Here is a 17,176-nt window from a genome sequence, read left to right as displayed (position 1 = left end):
GCCGCTACTGCATGCTGTACTCGAACCCGAGCGAATAGCGCCGTCCGAGGACGTCGCCGACGAGCGTCGTGCCGGCGATGACCGGGTCGCGATCGAACAGATTGTTCACGTTCAGCGACGCGCGCCACGTGTTGCCGCCGGCCGTATCGCCGGTCCAGAACACGCCGAGGTTCGTGAGGCTCACGGACGGCACGCTGTTGTCGTCGACGTCGACGCCCTCGACCCACGAGATGTTGCGCTTCGTGCGGCTGCGCCAGTTCTGCTGGAGGTTGATGCCGAAGTTGCCGGCGTTGTAGCTCACCGTCGCGGTCAACGTCCGCTTCGGCAGGTTCGCGCTGCCGGCCTGATCGATCTTCGTCCCGCCGAGCGGCGTCGACGAGTTCTCGTCCATGTAGCCGGCGAACGCACGCAGCATCAGCGCTTCGGAGCGGTTGTTCAAGAAATCCGGCTCGATTCGGTACGAGGCCTCGAAGTCGTAGCCGCTGACCTTCGCCGCGTCGATGTTCACGAACAGCGTCTTCACCCGATTGATGCGGCCGGTCGTGGGCGAGCGCTCGACCCGATCGCACAAGGCACCCGTCTCGAAGCACTGATCCACGATCTCCTGCTCCTCGAACGTGCCGATCGCGGACGACAGGTCGACGACGTACCGGTCCGCCGAGAGCTGCAGGCCGGGCACGCGAGTCGGCTGGTACACGAAGCCGACCACCGTCGTGTCGGCCTCCTCCGGCTCGAGATCCGGGTTGCCGCCCGTCAGGTTGAACGTGGTATAGCTCTCGTTGTTGTTCCAAGGATCGGTGACGTCCGTGCCGCGCCCCTGCTGCACGAACAGCTCCTCGAACGAGCCCTCGCGGATGTCGTGCGAGTACGTGCCGCGGAAGCGGAAAGCCTCCGTGAGCTGTAAGCTCAGGCCGCCTTTCCAGACGACTTTCTCGCCGGCGCGCGAGTAGTCCGTAAAGCGCGCCGCCACGCTGAGCTCGCCGTAGCGCCCGTTATCCGTCGAGAAGAGCGGCACGACCTCCTCCGTGAACACCTCCCAGACGTCGAAGCCGCCCTTGAACGTCGGCTGGTCCGAGAAGCGATGCAGGTTCGTCGCCGAGCCGTGCAGGAACGGCGCAATACCGCGGATTGCGACCGTCCCGTCGTCGAGCGTGACGTTATAGATCGGGCCGAGGAGATCGATCGCCGTGTCCTCGATGTACTGATGGATCGATTCCTTCCGATACGTGGCGCCGAACGCGCCTTCGATCGCGCCGGCCCATCCCTCGGCCAGCGTGCCGGTGGCGAGCAGCTCCGCGAAGTGCTGCTTCTGCCGCGAGACGCCGACCTTGTGCCGATCCGGGAAGATGTAGTCCATCGCTTCCTGGGACTGGTTACCGTTGCCGAACATGTTCACCGGCACGCAGTCGCTGATCGTGCCGTCGATGCTGTCGACGGCGATCGGGTAGTCGATCGGACTTGGGATGGACGGATCGAGCTCGAGCGAGTCGGTGTGGAACACCGAGGTGTTCTCGAGCGCCCACTGATGCAGCTCCTCCTCGAGGTTGCGCCCCTGGCGCTCGAGCTCGCGCGCGACGAGCTGGATGCGGCATACGATCTCGCCGGGGTTCTCCGGATCCTCGACCGCGTCCGTCGCGAGATAGAAGCGGTCGAGCCGCTCCCAGTTCTTGTTCTTGTTGCGCTTCTTCGCCTCGCCGTACTGAAACGCGCCGCGGAGATTCCAGTCGCCGACGAGCTCCTTGTCGAAGCCGATCGTCCACGACCACAGCTCGTTCGTGATGACGGGCTGTTCCTGATAGCCCCAGTCGGAATCGAGATAGCCGTGCTGATCGACGCGAATCGAATTGAGCCCCTCCGCTTCCATGGCCTCGCGCACTTCCTCCGGCAGGAACGGGTTCTCACGGAAGGCCGTGATGAACGCGAGACCCGCGTGCCCGAGAAACGTTCCGGAGCCGCCCGAGGTGGTCGGCTCCACGGTGTTCTTCGTGCGGCCGTAGAGTGCATGCCCCCACAGCGTCGTGGTGTCGTTCAGCAGGAAGTCGGTGCCGAGGAAGACCGTCTGCTGCTCGACGCCGACGCGCTCGAAGGTCTGCGGATGCGTGCGCTTCCAGAGATCGTACTGATAGTCGCCGGGTTGGCCGGCTTGCGATTGCTGCGTGCCCGGCTGCCCGGGGAGCGACACGAAGTCGGCTTCCTCGAACGGAATGACGCCGGTGCCGTCCTCCGTGAACTGGTAGCGGTCGAGCGAGAAGCCCGGCTGGCGAATCAATCCGGTGGGCGAGAAGTCCGTGTCGTACACGTAGTCCATCGTCAGCCGCTGCGGGATGCCGGGCGGCGCGCCGGGGAACCACTCCGGATTCAGGACGTAGCCCTGCTCCTTGTCCCAGTCGACGGCATACGCGTCGCCGCGCTCGCCGCGCCGGTAGCCGTCGTTGACCCGCGCCTCGACGGTGCCGAAAAGGTGCAGCCGATCGTTGGCGCCGAGATCGTCGCCCCACGTGACCGAGCCGCGCGTGTACTCGCCGTCGCCGAACTCGTTCATGCCGGTTCGCACGGAGAAATCGAGCCCGGTGAAGTCACGGTCGAGGATGAAATTCGTGACGCCGGCCACGGCGTCCGCGCCGTACGCGGCCGACGCTCCGCCCGTGACGACCTCGACGCGCCGGATCAGCGAGCTCGGCAGATAGTCCACGCTGACCGAGCTGCGGCGATCGGAAGGCACGATCCGCAACCCGTCGAGCAGCACCAGCGTTCGCTCGCCGCCCATGCCGCGCATGTTCAGCTGGCTCTGACCCACGTCGGCGGAGACACGGCCCGCGATGTCGTCGGAGCTCACGTTCCCGAAGTACTGCGGCAGGCTCTCGAGCTGCTGAGCCACGCCGAGGCCGGGCTCGAACATCGTCAGCTCCTCCTGCGCGACGGCCGTGACCGGGACCGGCGAAGCGAAGCCGACGTCGCGCTGAATGCGCGAGCCGGTGACCGTAACCTCCTCGATCGAAGCGGGCGCGGAATCTTGTCCGAGAGCGCACTCGCCGGCGGCGAGCGCAGCGAGCCCCGAGCTCGCGATCGTCAGAGCCTTCCTCGATCTTTTGCGTTGCTTGGCCACAACATTCCCCCCTTCTCGGCAGCCTGCTGGCCTCGGCGTGTCGAGCCGCGAATGCGCGCGCCGCCGATGCCGCGGCGCGTTCGAAACGCACGATTCCCCCTGAGCACCTGTCGCGCCGGCGCCCGCTCCCGCGAACCGCGCCGGCGGTGCGCCCCGATTCTAGTTCAAGAGCAAAGCGCGAGTGGTGTGAAGAAGTGCGGGAGGGCTGTGGGCTTTTCGTCACCGCGCGGCGAGCGCTTCGGCCTCCCTCAACATCTCTGCCGCGGCCGGGAATTCCTTCTTCGCGTTAGCGAGAAAGATCCCTTCGGCCACCATCAGCGGCGTCCAGCCGAGCGTGTTTGTTGCGTTTACGTCCGCGCCTTGGTCGATCAGATACCGGACGATCGAGGGCTGGTTCGAGATGACGGCGCCGTGCAGCGCCGTCATGCCGTCGAAGCGCGGGTCGCCCATGCCGAGCTCGTCGAGGTCGTCGAAGTTCAACGGATAAGTGAGCAGCGTGAATTCCGGGCCGCCGAGCATCGGATAATCGCCGAAGTCGGTATGCGCGTTGATGTCGTTGCCGAGCTCGAGCGCGAGCTTGACCGCTTCGAGCCGCTCGGCTTCCGGCACCCCGACGAACGGGCCCGGGGTCTCGCCCTCGTAGTAATCGAGCCCGGCCGCGGCCATCAACGGCGTGACGCCGCCGACGTTCGGGATCGTCGCGTCCGCGCCGAACTCGGCGAGCAGCGCCATCAGGCGATAGTCCCCGTTGCGCGCCGCGACGTAGAACGGCGTGGCGCCGTTGTACGTGAGGTAGTGCCTGCCGAGCATGAGCCCGGGCGGGTTCATCGTCGTGCCGAGACCTTTCGTGAAGCGCTGCTCCTCGAAGCGCGCGCGAATGTTCGGGTCGGCGCCGTGCTCGAGGAGCTTGCGGGCGAGCTCGAGCGCGGTGACGCGGCCCGTGGGCCGCGGCGCGGTCTCGGGCTCGGCGCTGAGCGCTGCGGCGTCCCACGTGGACCCGGGCTTGTGCAGCCACGCGACGGTGTGCAGCGCGCTGCCGCGCGGATCCGGGGCGTTCGGATCGGCGCCGAAGTCGAGCAGCATGGCGGCGAGGTCGTAATAGGCGTTGACGACCGCCATGTTGAGCGCCGTGGTGCCGTCCGGCGCATGGTCCTCGACGTTCGCGCCGTGCTCGAGCAGCTGGCGTGCGGCCTCGATGCGGTTCTCCCGCACGGCGAAGAGAAGCGCCGTGAAGCCGCCGTGGGATCGAGCGGCGACGTCGGCGCCGGCAGCGACGAGACGCTCCACGGCGGCCGCCTGCCCCGCGCCCGCCGCCCACATCAGCGCAGTCTGGCCGCGGAACGGCTCGACCGCATTGACGTCGGCGCCGTGCGCGATCAGCACGTCGAGCGCTTCGATGCGTCCGTTCAGCGCCGCGCTCATCAGCGCGGTTTGCCCTTCCCGCGAGGTCTCGTTCGGATCCGCGCCGGCCTCGAGCAGGCGGCGCAGCATCGGCGCGCTGCCGTTCGCCGCGGCGAGCGCCAACGGTGTCACGCCGTAGCGCGTCGCGGCGTGAACGTCCGCCCCGGCCGCGAGGAGCAGATCGGCGATCTCGAGATCGTCCCGAAGCGCGGCCACGTGCAGCGCGGTGGTGCCGTCCGCCTGCGCCTCGTCGAGCGCAGCGCCCGCCTCGAGCAGCGCGCGCACGCTTTGCCCGTCACCGCTCTCGACGGCCTGGATCAGCTCGCCTGCCGAAGCCGCGGCGGCGACCAATGCGCCGAGCGCGAAGACAGAGCGCACAAGCCGGCGAACGAGCTGTTTCGTTTCGCGTTGCATCTCTCGACGCCCCACCTCGCTGCTCGACCGCTTCCGACGATGAGTTTATAGTCAGGATAGCACTCGTCGCAGCAATAGGTGGGAATTTGTCTCGCCTGAGATCGGGCCTCCTTCGCAACGTGAGAAGACGCTTCCGGCTCGTCACGGGGCTCGCGCTCGTAACCGCCGCCGGCTTCTGGGCCGCGCACCGGGCGGGGTTTTTCCAGGACGACGGCGCCGTGACGCGGGCCGCCGTCGCCGGCTATTGCATCGACTGTCACGATCCCGTCACGCGTTCCGGCGACCTCGTGCTCGATCCCGCGCTGTTCGATCAGGTCGGCGATCGCGCCGAAGTGTGGGAGAAAGTCGTACGCAAAGTCGCCGCCCGGGAGATGCCGCCGGCGGACTCCGGAGGCCCGCGGCCGGACGAGGCGACTTACGAGGCGATGCGCCGCTACCTCGAGTCGGCGCTCGATGCGCACGCCGCCGCGCACCCGAACGCCGGCGACTTGCCGCTGCTCCACCGCCTCACGCGCACGCAGTACCGCAACGCGGTGCGCGATCTCCTCGCCCTCGGCAACCTTCCGGCCGAGCTCGACTTCGAGCTCCTCCTGCCGGCCGACAACGCGAGCAGCGGCTTCGACAACATCGCCGAGCTTCTCTTCGTCTCGCCGCGCATTCTCGAGCGCTACTTCGATGCCGCCCGCAAGATCAGCCGGCTCGCGGTCGGCGACACGAGCGCCCCCGTGCTCGTGAATCTGCACCGGACGCCGTTGCAGTACCCGCAGGACCGGCACGTCGAAGGCCTGCCGATCGGCACACGCGGCGGCCTGCTGATCGAGACGTACTTCCCCCTCGACGCGGAATATGCCGTCCGGGTCGAGGTCGGGGGCCGCGGCGACGAGCCGCACGAGCTCGAGATCTTGATCGACGGCCAGCGGGCCGCAGCGGCCACGATCGCGCCGTCGGGCCCGGGCGTCCCGCGACGGCCCGAGCCGCTCGAGTTCCGCATTCCGGCCGCCGCCGGTCCGGCGAAGGTCGGCGTGACCTTCGTCGAGCGGTCCCAGGCGTTCGACGAGTCGACGCTGCGCGTGCGGCGCCGGAGCCGGGGAACGCTTCCGTACGTCGAGCGCGTCACGGTCAGCGGACCCTTCAATGCGGCGGGCCCGGGCGACACACCGAGCCGCGCGCGGATCTTCGTCTGCCGGCCGGAAACCGCAGAGGCGGAGCTCCCGTGCGCGCGGCGGATTCTCGGCACGCTTGCGCGCCGCGCCTACCGCCGCCCCGTCGACGAGGCCGATCTGGCCGACCTGCTGCCGTTTTTCGAGACAGGCCGCGCCGAAGGCGGCTTCGAGCGGGGGATTCAGCTCGCGCTCGAGCGCCTGCTGGTCAGCCCGCAATTCCTGTACCGCGTCGAGGTCGAGCCGCCCGGCGTGACGCCGGGAGAGGCGTTCCCGGTCAGCGATCTCGAGCTCGCGACGCGGCTCTCGTTCTTCCTGTGGAGCAGCATTCCGGACGACGAGCTGCTCGATCTCGCGGAAGCGGGGCGGCTCGGCGAGCCCGCCGTGCTCGAGGCGCAGGTCGAGCGCATGCTCGCGGACCCGCGCGCCGAATCGCTCGTCACGGATTTCGCCGTGCAATGGCTTTTCCTGCACGACCTCGAGGCCAAGGATCCCGACCTCTTCCTGTTCCGGGACTACGACGAGACGCTGCGCGAAGCGTTTCGACGCGAAATCGAGCTCTTCGTCGGCAGCATCTTTCGCGAGAACCGCAGCGTGCTGGACCTGCTCTCGGCCGATTACACGTTCGTGAACCAGAGGCTCGCCGAGCACTACGGCATCCCGAACGTCCGCGGCAGCCGCTTCCGGCGCGTGACGCTGCCCGAAGGCAGCCCGCGCGCGGGTCTGCTCGGCAAGGGCGGCATCCTCGCGCTCACGTCCTACCCGACGCGCACGTCCCCGGTGCTGCGCGGCAAGTACGTCCTCGAGAACCTGCTCGCGTCGCCGCCGCCTCCGCCGCCGCCGAACGTGCCGAGTCTCGTCACGGAAGATGCGTCCGCGGGCAAGGCGCTGACGATGCGCGAGGCGCTCGCGCGACACCGCGCGGATCCGGCCTGCGCGGCCTGCCACGCCCGGATGGACGCGATCGGTTTCGCGCTCGAGAATTTCGACGCCGTGGGCCGGTGGCGCGACACGGATGCCGGGCAGCCGATCGACGCATCGAGCACGTTGCCGGACGGCACGCCGATCGACGGCCTCGCGGGCCTCGAGCAATTCCTGACGCGCGACCCGGAGCGCTTCGCCGCGGCGTTCACCGAAAAGCTGTTGATGTTTGCGATCGGCCGGAACGTGCAGTATTACGATGCGCCGGCGGTACGCCGGATCGTGCGCGAAGCGGCGCGCGACGACTATGCGTTCGCGTCGATCGTGAAGGGGATCGTGAAGAGCGTGCCGTTCCGCATGCGCAACGCCCGCGCAGGCGAGCGCGTCGCGGCGGCCGCGGATATGGAGGGGAGGCGATGAGATTCGTTACGCGCAAGGCGCTCGACCGGCGCACGTTCCTGCGGGGCGCGGGCGCGACGCTCGCGCTGCCGATGCTCGACGCGATGACGCCGGCCTTCGCACAGGCGCCGCCGCCGGTGCCGCGGCTCGGCTTCGTCTACATCGGCAACGGCATCATCCACGACGACTGGAAGCCGCGGACGGCGGGCACGGGCTTCGAGCTGCCGCCGAACCTGAAGCCGCTGGCCGCGGTCCGCGACCACATGAACGTGCTGACCGGGCTCTCGCACCTCGAGGCCGACTCGAAAGGCGACGGCTCGGGCGATCACACACGCGCTTCCGCCGCATGGCTCACCGGCGTGCACGTCTACGACCGCACGCGGCCCGGTGTCGAGGTGCGGGTCGCGACGAGCGCAGATCAGGTCGCGGCCCGCAAGATCGGACGGGATACGCCGCTCCTTTCGCTCGAGCTGACCGTCGAGGTCCCCCAGGAAGGAAGCTGCGACTCCGGCGACTGCTTTTACGTCAACACGGTTTCGTGGCGGAACGAGACGACGCCGAATGCCACCGAGATCCACCCGCGCGCCGTCTTCGAGCGGCTCTTCGGCGACGGCGGCACGAGCGCCGAGCGCATGGCGCGCATCGAGCACACCGCGAGCCTGCTCGACTCCGTGATGCACGAGGCGGAGCGCCTCTCGAATCGCCTCGGCGCCGGCGACCGGTCGAAGATGCGCGAGTACCTCGACTCCGTCCGCGACGTCGAGCGCCGCATTCACAACGCGGAGTCCCGCGGCGGGCAGTCCGTCGATCTCCCCGAGCGGCCCACCGACATCCCGGAGACCTTCGAGGAGCACGCGGCGCTGATGTTCGACCTCCAGCACCTCGCGTTCCGCACCGACATGACGCGCGTCTTCACGATGATCTTCGCGCGCGAGCTGAGCGGCCGAAGCTATGCGCAGATCGGCGTGCCGAGCGCGCATCACCTCGTGTCGCATCACAGGGACGATCCGGACATGATGGCGCTGAAATCGCGGATCGATACGCACAACGTCTCCGTCTTCGCGCGCTTCGTCGAGAAGCTCGCGGCTACGCCGGACGGCGACGGCTCGTTGCTCGATCACAGCTTGATCGTCTACGGCGGCGGCATGGGCAACGGAAACCTGCACCGGCACTCGGACATTCCGTGCCTCACGTTCGGCCGGCTCTGCGGCACGATCCCCGCGGGCCGGCACGTCGCGTATCCGATGGACACGCCGATGTGCAATCTGCTCGTGACGGTGCTCCAGGCGGTCGGTGTCGACGTCGACCGCTTCGGCGACAGCACCGGTACGCTCGATCTCGCGCCGCGGGGCGCTGCTTGAGCTCGAGGAGGCTCGAATGGACCGACGTGATCTCTTGAAGGGCGCCGCCACGGTCGCGGCCGCATGGACGGCTGCGCGGGTCGTGACCGCGGCCGCGCAATCCGAGGCGGCCGACGCGCGGCTCTTCCCCGGCTTTCGCACCGAGCGCGTGAAGACGAGCGGCGCGGAGATCCAATGCGTCATCGGCGGCGAGGGTCCGCCGCTGCTCCTGCTGCACGGCGCGCCGCAGACGCACGCGTCGTGGCACGCGTGCGCGCCGGAGCTCGCGAAGCACTACACGGTAGTGGCCGCGGACCTGCGCGGCTACGGCGACAGCAGCAAGCCCGAGGACGGCGAGAATCACGCCAACTACTCGAAGCGGGCGATGGCGCAGGATCAGATCGAGGTCATGCAGCATTTCGGCTTCGAGCGCTTCCGCGCGGTCGGCCACGATCGAGGCGGGCGCGTGATCCGGCGCATGGCGCTCGATCATCCGGAGCGCGTCGAGAGGGCCGCCGTGCTCGACATCGTGCCCGCTCACTATCTCTACAACCATCTGACGAAGGAATTCGTCGAGGCATACTTTCACTGGTTCCTGTTCATCCGGCCGGCGCCGTTCCCCGAGAACATCATCAATGCGGATCTCGAGCGCTGGGGCGGGCGCGGCAATTCGCCGGCGTCCGCCGAGTATCGCCGCGCCTTGTCGAATCCGGCCATGGTGCACGCGATGTGCGAGGACTATCGCGCATCGGCGTCGATCGATCTCGAGCTCGACGAGGCGGATTCGGACAAGAAAATCCAATGCCCGCTGCTCGTGCTGTGGGCCGAGCGCGGCACGATGGGCCGGCTCTACGACGTCCTCGGGATCTGGCGCGAGGAAGGCACGAACGTCACCGGCAAGGCGATGCCCGGCGGGCACTCGTTCCACGAGTCGCACCCGCAGGAGACGCTCGCGGAGCTGCTACCGTTCCTTGCGGCTTGAGGGCGGCCGCTCGTCGTTACGGCCGCGTGCTCACCCCGTAGCACTCGAACAGCACCGCCGGATCGTCGGCGGCGCGCAGGATGCGCACGTGCGTGGTCTCCTCGGGGCACTCCATCGTGTCCGAGCTCGATTCGTCGTCGACACACATCCAGCCGACGTTCGGGCTCTCCACCTCGAAGACCGCGTGCTGGCCTTCGCGGACGCGGTGCAAGCCCTCGCCGCCCCCAATGCCCGACTCGAGCATCAGGTCGCCGTCACACGGCGCGTCGTCCGCGCCGAGGAGCGTCAAGCCGACCGGTAGCCGAGGGCTGCCGTCCTGAGCGAACGCGACGGCGCCGAGCGGCCCGCCTCCGAAAAACACGAGCGCGAATCCGGCGATGCTCGACACCCAACGCTGCATGCGATTCTCCTCGGGCCGAAAGTTGAGCCGGAAGTGCAACAAGCGTGCCATGGCCGGGCGTCGGCGGTAGGTCTCCGCGCGAGCTTCGGCCCCTGCGAGCCGTGATCGGACGGCCGTCGAGCGACGACGAGCCGGCCGATTTTCAGGCCTCGGCCGACTCCGGCGCGGATCGAGTCCCGCTTTCCGCGCCGGGACAGGCCCATACGTCACCCGGATCGCTTTGCGGCGCCTCGCCGGCGAGCAGCGCGAGCACGGCCTCGATGTTCGCGGCGTTGCGCGCGGCGGCCGCGCCCCCGTCGGGCAAAAGTCCGAGCTGCCGCCGCATCTCGTCCCGTGCGAGAGCCGAAAGCGCCCACCCGAGCGGCAGCGGCTGCCCGCGGCCGCCCTCCGGATCGCGGCACAGCCGGAAGTGGAAATGCACGCCGGACCGCCGAGCGAGATCCTCGCGTGCCTGGAAGCCGCGCCTGACGCGTGTGCAGCAGCGCCTTGACCGGCGCGACCGGCTGATTGAGCCATTTGCGCCGCTCGAGCAGATCGCTTGGATCCGTCGTTGCCGGGTCGTTGCTGATGTGGATCACGACCGGCTCGATCTCGATGCCGCGTGCACTGAGAGCGGGCTTGTCGTCGCGAACCGAGTCCAGGATCTCCGCCGCAGTCACGGCACCCGAGTTCTCGAAGTAGCCGCCGTCCACGAGCCGAATCCACTCGCTCTCGGTGCGCCCGTCGACGTCGACGGCTCGATCGCGGCGGCGCACCGTGCCCGCCGGGCTCACGTATGTGAATCGAGCGCTGTTGTGCACGGCGGTGCTGAGCGGCACTTCCGGACCGAGTGCGCGTCGGCCGTCGATCGCCTCGTTGAATTCCGGCTCGCGGATCGTGACCGGGGCCTCGATCAGGCGCTGGCCGGTCTCGACGACGGTACTGTTCAAGAACAGCAACGGCACCGCATGAGGATCGGGCCCCGACCAAAGCGCCGAGAACGGCCGAGCGAAGCGCCGGCCCGGCTCGCAGGCGTCCCATGCCGCTTCGAACGCGCGCTCGAGCGCGACGGCGCGATCGTTCAAAAAGCCGAAGGGCACGAGCTGCTGGAGGAGGTCCGGGAAGAGCATCACCGCGACGGCGGGTGCGAGGAAGTCGCGCTGCAGCACGCGCTCGGCGCGCGCTCGGACGCCGGTATCTCCGGCGTCGCCGCCGGGGCACGCGGCAGCGCGCTGCTCCGGACCGCCGGCGCCGTTTCCGTCGAATGCGGCACCGGCGCTCGCATCGCTCGCGCGCTTCGCGGCATCGTTCGCAACGAGCGCCGCGAAGGCGGCGGCGCCGAGCGACCCGCCCGATACGCCGCTGATCGCGAAGACGTGGCGCGCGAAGTCCCGCCCCTCGGCCGCAGCCCGGTCCTGAAGCTCGCCGAGGACGAGCGCGGTCCAATACGCGGCGCGAATGCCGCCGCCCTCGGCCGCGACGATGAAGACCGGAATCTTGCCCGCCGCACCGGATTGCAGGGGCGCAACCCAGCCCTCGAGGTAGTCGCCGACGATGACGTCCTCGTCCGCCGCGTCGTCCGAGGGAACGGCAGGGGGCATGGCGTGCGAAGCCATCTCGGATGTGACGCGAACGTAGTGGTTGTCGGAGGCGTACGTGCTGAAAGCCGCCCAGAGCAGCAGGAGGCTGACGACGGGCAGATGCAGCCGGTTGCCGAGATAAACGAGAAAGCTCGCCACGGGGATCAATCCGATCACGGCGAGCATGGCGACGGCGGCCGTGCCGATCACGGGCGCCAAGTCCACGGCGCGGTAGGCGAATACGACCATCAACGCGAAGCCGGCGGCTGCGACCGTCGCGAGCGGCGCCCACGTCATCGGCGCGAGCTCGCGCACCGAGCGCAAGTCTCGCGGCCGATCGCTCTCGCGGCGCAGGAACCAGTCGCGCCGCTTCCGCGTGACGTAGACGAAGGCGGCGGCGAGCCCGATGAACAGCCCGCCGAGCGCAACGAGCGTCGCACCCGGTCCCGACGATCGCGTGGGATATGCGAGCGACGCCTCGAGCAACGCGACGGCGATCAGCCCCAGCGCCGATGCGCCGATCAGCCGGGGCAAGTGCTCCTTCAACCGAGGATAGACGCGCGGCGAGGACGCCGGATTGCCTCGGAAGCGGAAGTAGAACATGACGCGGGTCGACCACCACGCGACGGCGGCGCTGCCGATTGCCGCGAGCACGAACCAGACGATGCGCCGGTCAGGCTCCTCGCCGAGCGCTCGAAGCACGTCCTGCGCTTGCGCGTTGAGCACGAGGACCAGGCCGCCGACGATGCCGAGCAGGATGCTGAAGCGGACGAGCAGGAGCACGCGATACAGCATGCGAATGCTCTTCCAGAGCGCGGCGCAGCGCCGAACGAGACGGCCGGCAAGTCCCCCAGCTCTTGCTCGACGTGCCAAGGGTCACTCGCGCGCGGCGAACGCCGGCGGGTCGTGGTCGTGCATCGGGATGCCGCGCTGGCTCCGGTTCGACCCCCAGCTCGTCGAGACGGAATTCGGCTCGTTCATGTTCGTTCTCGCCGTTCGTCGTCCCACGACGCGACCGCTCGGGCGACCCGAGCGTCGGCGTGCAAGTGTACCGGTGCTCCTCGGCAAGCGCACCTCTTTGCCCGCATCGGCGCGCCGCGGTCGCTCGCCTGAGCCGGCGGCTCCAGCCGCGCCCCGCGATAGGGGAAGTCACGAAGCCGGCGGGGGGCCGCCCCCCGGGGAAGCCGTCATGGGGTAATCTGTAGCCAACCAGCTCGCACTTCGCATCACCGAGGAAGGAGCCCATGAAATCAGCGCATTTCGCCGCGCTCGGCATCGTGGTCGCCGCGGCAGTCTGCCTGGCCGATCCGGCAGCCGCTCAGTCCCCCGAATCCGAGACCGGAGCCGACGTGGCTTCACCCGAGAGCGATGGCGCCGCGGCCGACTCCGCCAATCCGTTCTTCACCGAGAGCGATCTGCCGCTCGGGTATCCGCGTTTCGATCTCATCGAGGATCGGCACTTCGCGCCCGCGCTCGATCGAGGCATGGCGGAGCACCTCGAGGAAATCGAGGCGATCGCCGGCAACCCGGCGCCCCCGACGTTCGAGAACACGATCGTCGCGCTCGAGAAATCCGGGCGGCTGCTCGAGCGAACCGCGACGACCTTCTTCAACCTCGTATCGGCCGACACCAACGACATGCGTCAGGCCATCGAGGCCGAATACGCGCCGAAGCTCTCCGCTCACGCGGACGCGATCCTTTTGAATCCGGAGCTCTTCGCCCGCATCGAGACGCTGTACGAGCAGCGCGAATCCTTGGGGCTCGATCCCGAGGCCGTCCGTCTGATCGAGCGCTATCACACGGACTTCGTCCGCGCCGGCGCCGAGCTTTCGGAGTCCGCGAAGACGCGATTGAAGGAGATCAACGCCGAGCTCGCGCGACTGAGCACCGAGTTCAGCCAGAACGTGCTCGCCGAGGTCAACGACTCGGCGGTCGTCGTCGACAGCCGCGAAGCGCTCGCCGGTTTGCCGCCGGCCGCGATCCAAGCGGCCGCGGACGAGGCCGAGGCTCGCGGGCTCGAGGGCAAGTACGTGATCACGCTTCAGAACACCACGGGGCAGCCGCCGAATACGTTCCTCGAGAACCGCGAGTTGCGCCGCCGCATTTACGAGGCGTCGATCGCGCGCGGCAGCCGCGGCAACGAGTACGACAACCGGGCGATCATCTCCGAGACGATGAAGCTGCGCGCCGAGCGCGCGAACTTGCTCGGCTACCCGAATTACGCGGCCTACGTGCTCGCGGACGAGACCGCGAAGACGCCCGAGGCCGTGAACGAGATGCTCGCGCAGCTCGCGCCGGCCGCGGTGGCGAACGCCATGCGTGAAGGCGAAGCCCTCCAGGCCGTGATCGACCGCGAGCAGGCGGCGAAGGGCGAGCCCTCGTTCGAGCTCGAGCCTTGGGATTGGGCCTATTACACCGAGAAGGTTCGCCAGGCCGAGTACGACTTCGACGAGGCCGCGCTCAAGCCGTACCTCGAGCTGAACAGCGTGCTCGAGAACGGCGTCTTCTACGCAGCGAACCAGCTTTATGGCATCAGGTTCGAGGAGCGCACGGACTTGCCCGTCTACCATCCGGACGTGCGCGTCTTCGACGTCTTCGACGCCGACGGCTCGCAGCTCGCGATCTTCATCTTCGATCCGTACGCGCGCCCGTCGAAGCGCGGCGGCGCGTGGATGAACGAATATGTCTCCCAGTCGGATCTGCTCGGCACGCGGCCCGTGGTCGCGAACCACATCAACATCCCGAAGCCGCCGGAAGGCGAGCCGACGCTCCTCACATGGGACGAGGTCACTTCGATCTTCCACGAGTTCGGCCACGCGCTGCACGGCATGTTCTCGGATGTGAACTATCCCTACTTCTCCGGCACGCGCGTGCCGCGCGACTTCGTCGAGTACCCGTCGCAGGTGAACGAGATGTGGGCCGACTGGCCTTCCGTGCTCGCGAACTACGCGAAGCACTACCAGACGGGCGAGCCGATGCCGCGCGAGCTGCTCGACAAGGTCGTCGAGAGCGCGAAGTTCAACCAAGGGTTCCTCACGACCGAGTATCTCGCCGCGGCGATGCTCGATCAGAGCTGGCATCAGATCACGGCCGACCAGGTGCCGCCGGCCGACGAGGTCATGGCGTTCGAGGCGGCCGCGCTCGAGGCGAATGGCACGGACTACGAGCCGGTGCCGCCGCGATACCGCACGCCGTACTTCAGCCACATCTTCAGCGGCTATGCGGCCGGCTACTACTCCTACATCTGGTCCGAGGTGCTCGACGCGAACACCGTGGAGTGGTTCAAGACCCACGGCGGGCTCACGCGCGAGAACGGCGACTACTTCCGCGAGAAGCTGCTGTCGCGGGGCGGCAGCCGCGACGCGCTCGCCCTCTTCAGCGACTTCGCCGGTCACGAGCCGCAGATCGAGCCGCTCCTCGAGCGCCGCGGCCTGACCACCGACTAGCGAAAAAGGTGTCAGACACCTTTTTCCGAGAGTGGCAGGCGGATCTCGCGAAAATGGTGTCTGACACCTTTTTTCGACACCTTTTTTCAAAAGCGGATCACCGCGCCGAAGCGCGCGCGCAGCTCCCGGTAGACGGCGTCCGCGTCCGACTCGTAGCGCCGCGAGAAGTGAAACGGCACGAGGCGCTCGACCTCGGCGGCTGCGGCGATCTCCGCGCACGCTCGCGTCGTGAGGTGCGCCGTGCGCTCCGCCTTGTGCGCGTCGGCTTCGCGGAACGTCGCTTCGCAAAATAGCGCGTCCGCTCCGCGGGCGAGGTCGGCGAGCTTGCGCCGATTGTCGGCCGTGTCCGCGAGGTCCGTCGCGTAAGCGAGCTTCGTTCCGCGCGCGACGGTGACCAGCGCGTCCGCGAGCGCTCGAACCGTCCGCCGCTCGCCGCCGGGCAGCTCGACGGTTTCGTCCTCGCGGCCGGCGGCGATCTCGTGCTTCAGGCGCGCGAGCCACGGCCCGGCCGGAAGGCCGAGCGCGGCCAATCGCTCCTTCCGCACGCTGATCTCCCGCGCCGACTCGAGCGCGAACGCCAAGATCGGCGTGCGGTGATCGAGCATCGCGGCGCGCACCCGAAACGCGGGCTCGTCGACGAGGATGCCGTCGGTCAGCTCGGTCTCGCCGGTCTCGCGGGCGCGGCTTTCACCGGCCTTCACGGCGAATCGCCGCACGCGGCCGTCCGGATGAAGCTCCGCAACGTCGAATCGCGGCGCGCCCTCGCCCGCCCGATCCCAGTGCACGCCGTTGACCATCCCGCTCACGTTCGCGGCGAGACCCGGGGGCCCGTAAAGACGGCACGCCGGGAAGTCGCCGATCCGCGCGCGGAGCAGCCAGAAGAATCCGCCGATGTGGTCGATGTGCGCGTGAGTGATGAAAACGTCGGTGACGCGATGCGCCGTCCGGGCGCCGAGACGATCCGCTTCGCCGAGATCGAACAGCAGCGTTCGGCCGTGGCGGACGCGCACGAGCAGCAGCGGATCGCCGAAGACGCCGTTGACGAGGGTCGCGACGAACGGGCCGAGCTGCAGGGCCTCGCGCCGTTCGGCGACTTCGTCCCGGTTTCTTCCCGGCGATCGTGCGGCACGCGCGCGCACGCGCTCGGCCGGCGGGGGCGCCGTGCCGAGCAAGCCTTCCGGACCGCGCTGCGCATCGCGCACGAGCAAGCCGGTTGCCGGCACCTCGGCCCCGCACAGCCGGACGCGGACGGCCGTGCCTTCCGATCCGACGATCTCGCCGAACCCCGCGCAGCCGCTGCCGTCGAGCAACGCGACCTGACGCCCGCGCCATGCTCCGGGCGCTTCGCGGGACGGAGGCATGCCCGCGAGCACGAGGCCTTCGAGATCCAACCAGCGCTCGGCGACGGCGTCTTCGAGGTATGCGTTCCACAAGGCCGTGCGCCGGCGCGCACGCTCCGGCTTGCTCGGCGCGCGAGCCGCCTCTGACCCGCACCGCCGCTCCACCTGCCCCGTGAGCGCAGCGAGCAACCGCTCGACCTCGGGCACTCGGCCGTCCCGCTCGAGCAGCACGACGAGATCCGCGCGCGCGGCGGCCGCGACGCCGGCGAGCAACTCCGCGCCGGGCACGCCGCGGATTGCTCCCGACATGTCGATCAGCAGCGCGCCGGGCCGCGTTCGCTCGAGCAGGCGGCGGACGGCCTGCACCAACGGCAACCGAAAGCGCGCCGCGTCGAGCGTGCAGAGGGGTTCGAGGTCGACCAGGGCCCAGCCTTCGTCGCGCCACTCGCCGAGGCAGATCGCGCCCGGCGGCCCGAAGGCCGGCGAGCCGGGATCGCAGCCGACGCACGCCAACGACACGCCGGCTGCCGCAAAGCGGACGGCCCACTCCGCGGCGAGCGTCGACTTGCCGGTGCCCGGCGCGCCGGCGAGGAGCACGCGCCCTCCCGCCTCGAGCGTCCTTTCGATGCGGTCCCGCATGGTGCGGCAGCTGAATGCATTCCCGGCATTCAGTATAGGCGGACGTCATGCGCCGCCGGCGAAATAGGC

The 17,176-nt window shown here is 69.0% G+C and carries 9 protein-coding genes; 4 read left to right on the top strand and 5 right to left on the bottom strand.

The features are described from left to right. Positions 1-4 precede the first annotated feature (4 nt). Together VF329_10970 and VF329_10965 are read right to left on the bottom strand one after the other, a co-directional pair. Entirely contained in the window at positions 5-3,106 is a 3,102-nt protein-coding gene (locus tag VF329_10970) for a TonB-dependent receptor (protein ID HEX7081527.1), read from the bottom strand. Positions 3,107-3,325: 219 nt separating this feature from the next. After that, complete coding sequence (locus tag VF329_10965; GenBank protein HEX7081526.1) at positions 3,326-4,921, bottom strand: ankyrin repeat domain-containing protein; 1,596 nt, start codon at positions 4,919-4,921, stop codon at positions 3,326-3,328. A 119-nt stretch (positions 4,922-5,040) separates the two neighbouring features. Here VF329_10965 and VF329_10960 point away from each other — a divergent pair, with 119 nt between their 5' ends. From VF329_10960 to VF329_10950, 3 genes are read left to right on the top strand one after another with little or no spacing between them, the layout of a single operon-like run. Further along, positions 5,041-7,422 (top strand): DUF1592 domain-containing protein, encoded by a 2,382-nt coding sequence (locus tag VF329_10960; protein HEX7081525.1) that lies wholly within the window; start codon positions 5,041-5,043, stop codon positions 7,420-7,422. Further along, entirely contained in the window at positions 7,419-8,762 is a 1,344-nt protein-coding gene (locus VF329_10955; protein HEX7081524.1) for a DUF1552 domain-containing protein, read from the top strand. The genes VF329_10960 and VF329_10955 overlap by 4 nt, the downstream gene beginning before the upstream one ends. 16 nt (positions 8,763-8,778) lie before the next feature. Continuing rightward, positions 8,779-9,723 (top strand): alpha/beta hydrolase, encoded by a 945-nt coding sequence (locus tag VF329_10950; protein HEX7081523.1) that lies wholly within the window; start codon positions 8,779-8,781, stop codon positions 9,721-9,723. 16 nt (positions 9,724-9,739) lie between these two features. Here the strand turns inward: VF329_10950 and VF329_10945 are convergent, their stop codons facing one another. Together VF329_10945 and VF329_10940 are read right to left on the bottom strand one after the other, a co-directional pair. Next, positions 9,740-10,174 carry a hypothetical protein gene (locus VF329_10945; GenBank protein ID HEX7081522.1) on the bottom strand — a complete coding sequence of 145 codons (435 nt, stop codon included), beginning with the start codon at positions 10,172-10,174 and terminating at the stop codon, positions 9,740-9,742. A gap of 155 nt (positions 10,175-10,329) precedes the next feature. Further along, a complete protein-coding gene (locus VF329_10940; GenBank protein ID HEX7081521.1) occupies positions 10,330-12,477 on the bottom strand; it encodes a hypothetical protein in 2,148 nt (715 codons plus the stop codon). A 449-nt stretch (positions 12,478-12,926) separates the two neighbouring features. Between VF329_10940 and VF329_10935 the strand changes: the two genes are divergently transcribed. Next, on the top strand, positions 12,927-15,128 hold the full coding sequence (locus tag VF329_10935; GenBank protein HEX7081520.1) for a M3 family metallopeptidase: 2,202 nt from the start codon (positions 12,927-12,929) through the stop codon (positions 15,126-15,128). An 86-nt stretch (positions 15,129-15,214) separates the two neighbouring features. On the opposite strand, the gene VF329_10930 is transcribed toward VF329_10935, so the two are convergent. Further along, complete coding sequence (locus VF329_10930) at positions 15,215-17,107, bottom strand: MBL fold metallo-hydrolase (GenBank protein HEX7081519.1); 1,893 nt, start codon at positions 17,105-17,107, stop codon at positions 15,215-15,217. Between the last annotated feature and the right edge of the window lie 69 nt (positions 17,108-17,176).

Source organism: Gammaproteobacteria bacterium (genome assembly GCA_036381015.1).
GTDB lineage: Bacteria > Pseudomonadota > Gammaproteobacteria > Steroidobacterales > Rariloculaceae > ZC4RG20.
The sequence above is the reverse complement of the archived record's forward strand: the minus strand, read 5'-3'. Positions and strand labels throughout refer to the sequence as shown.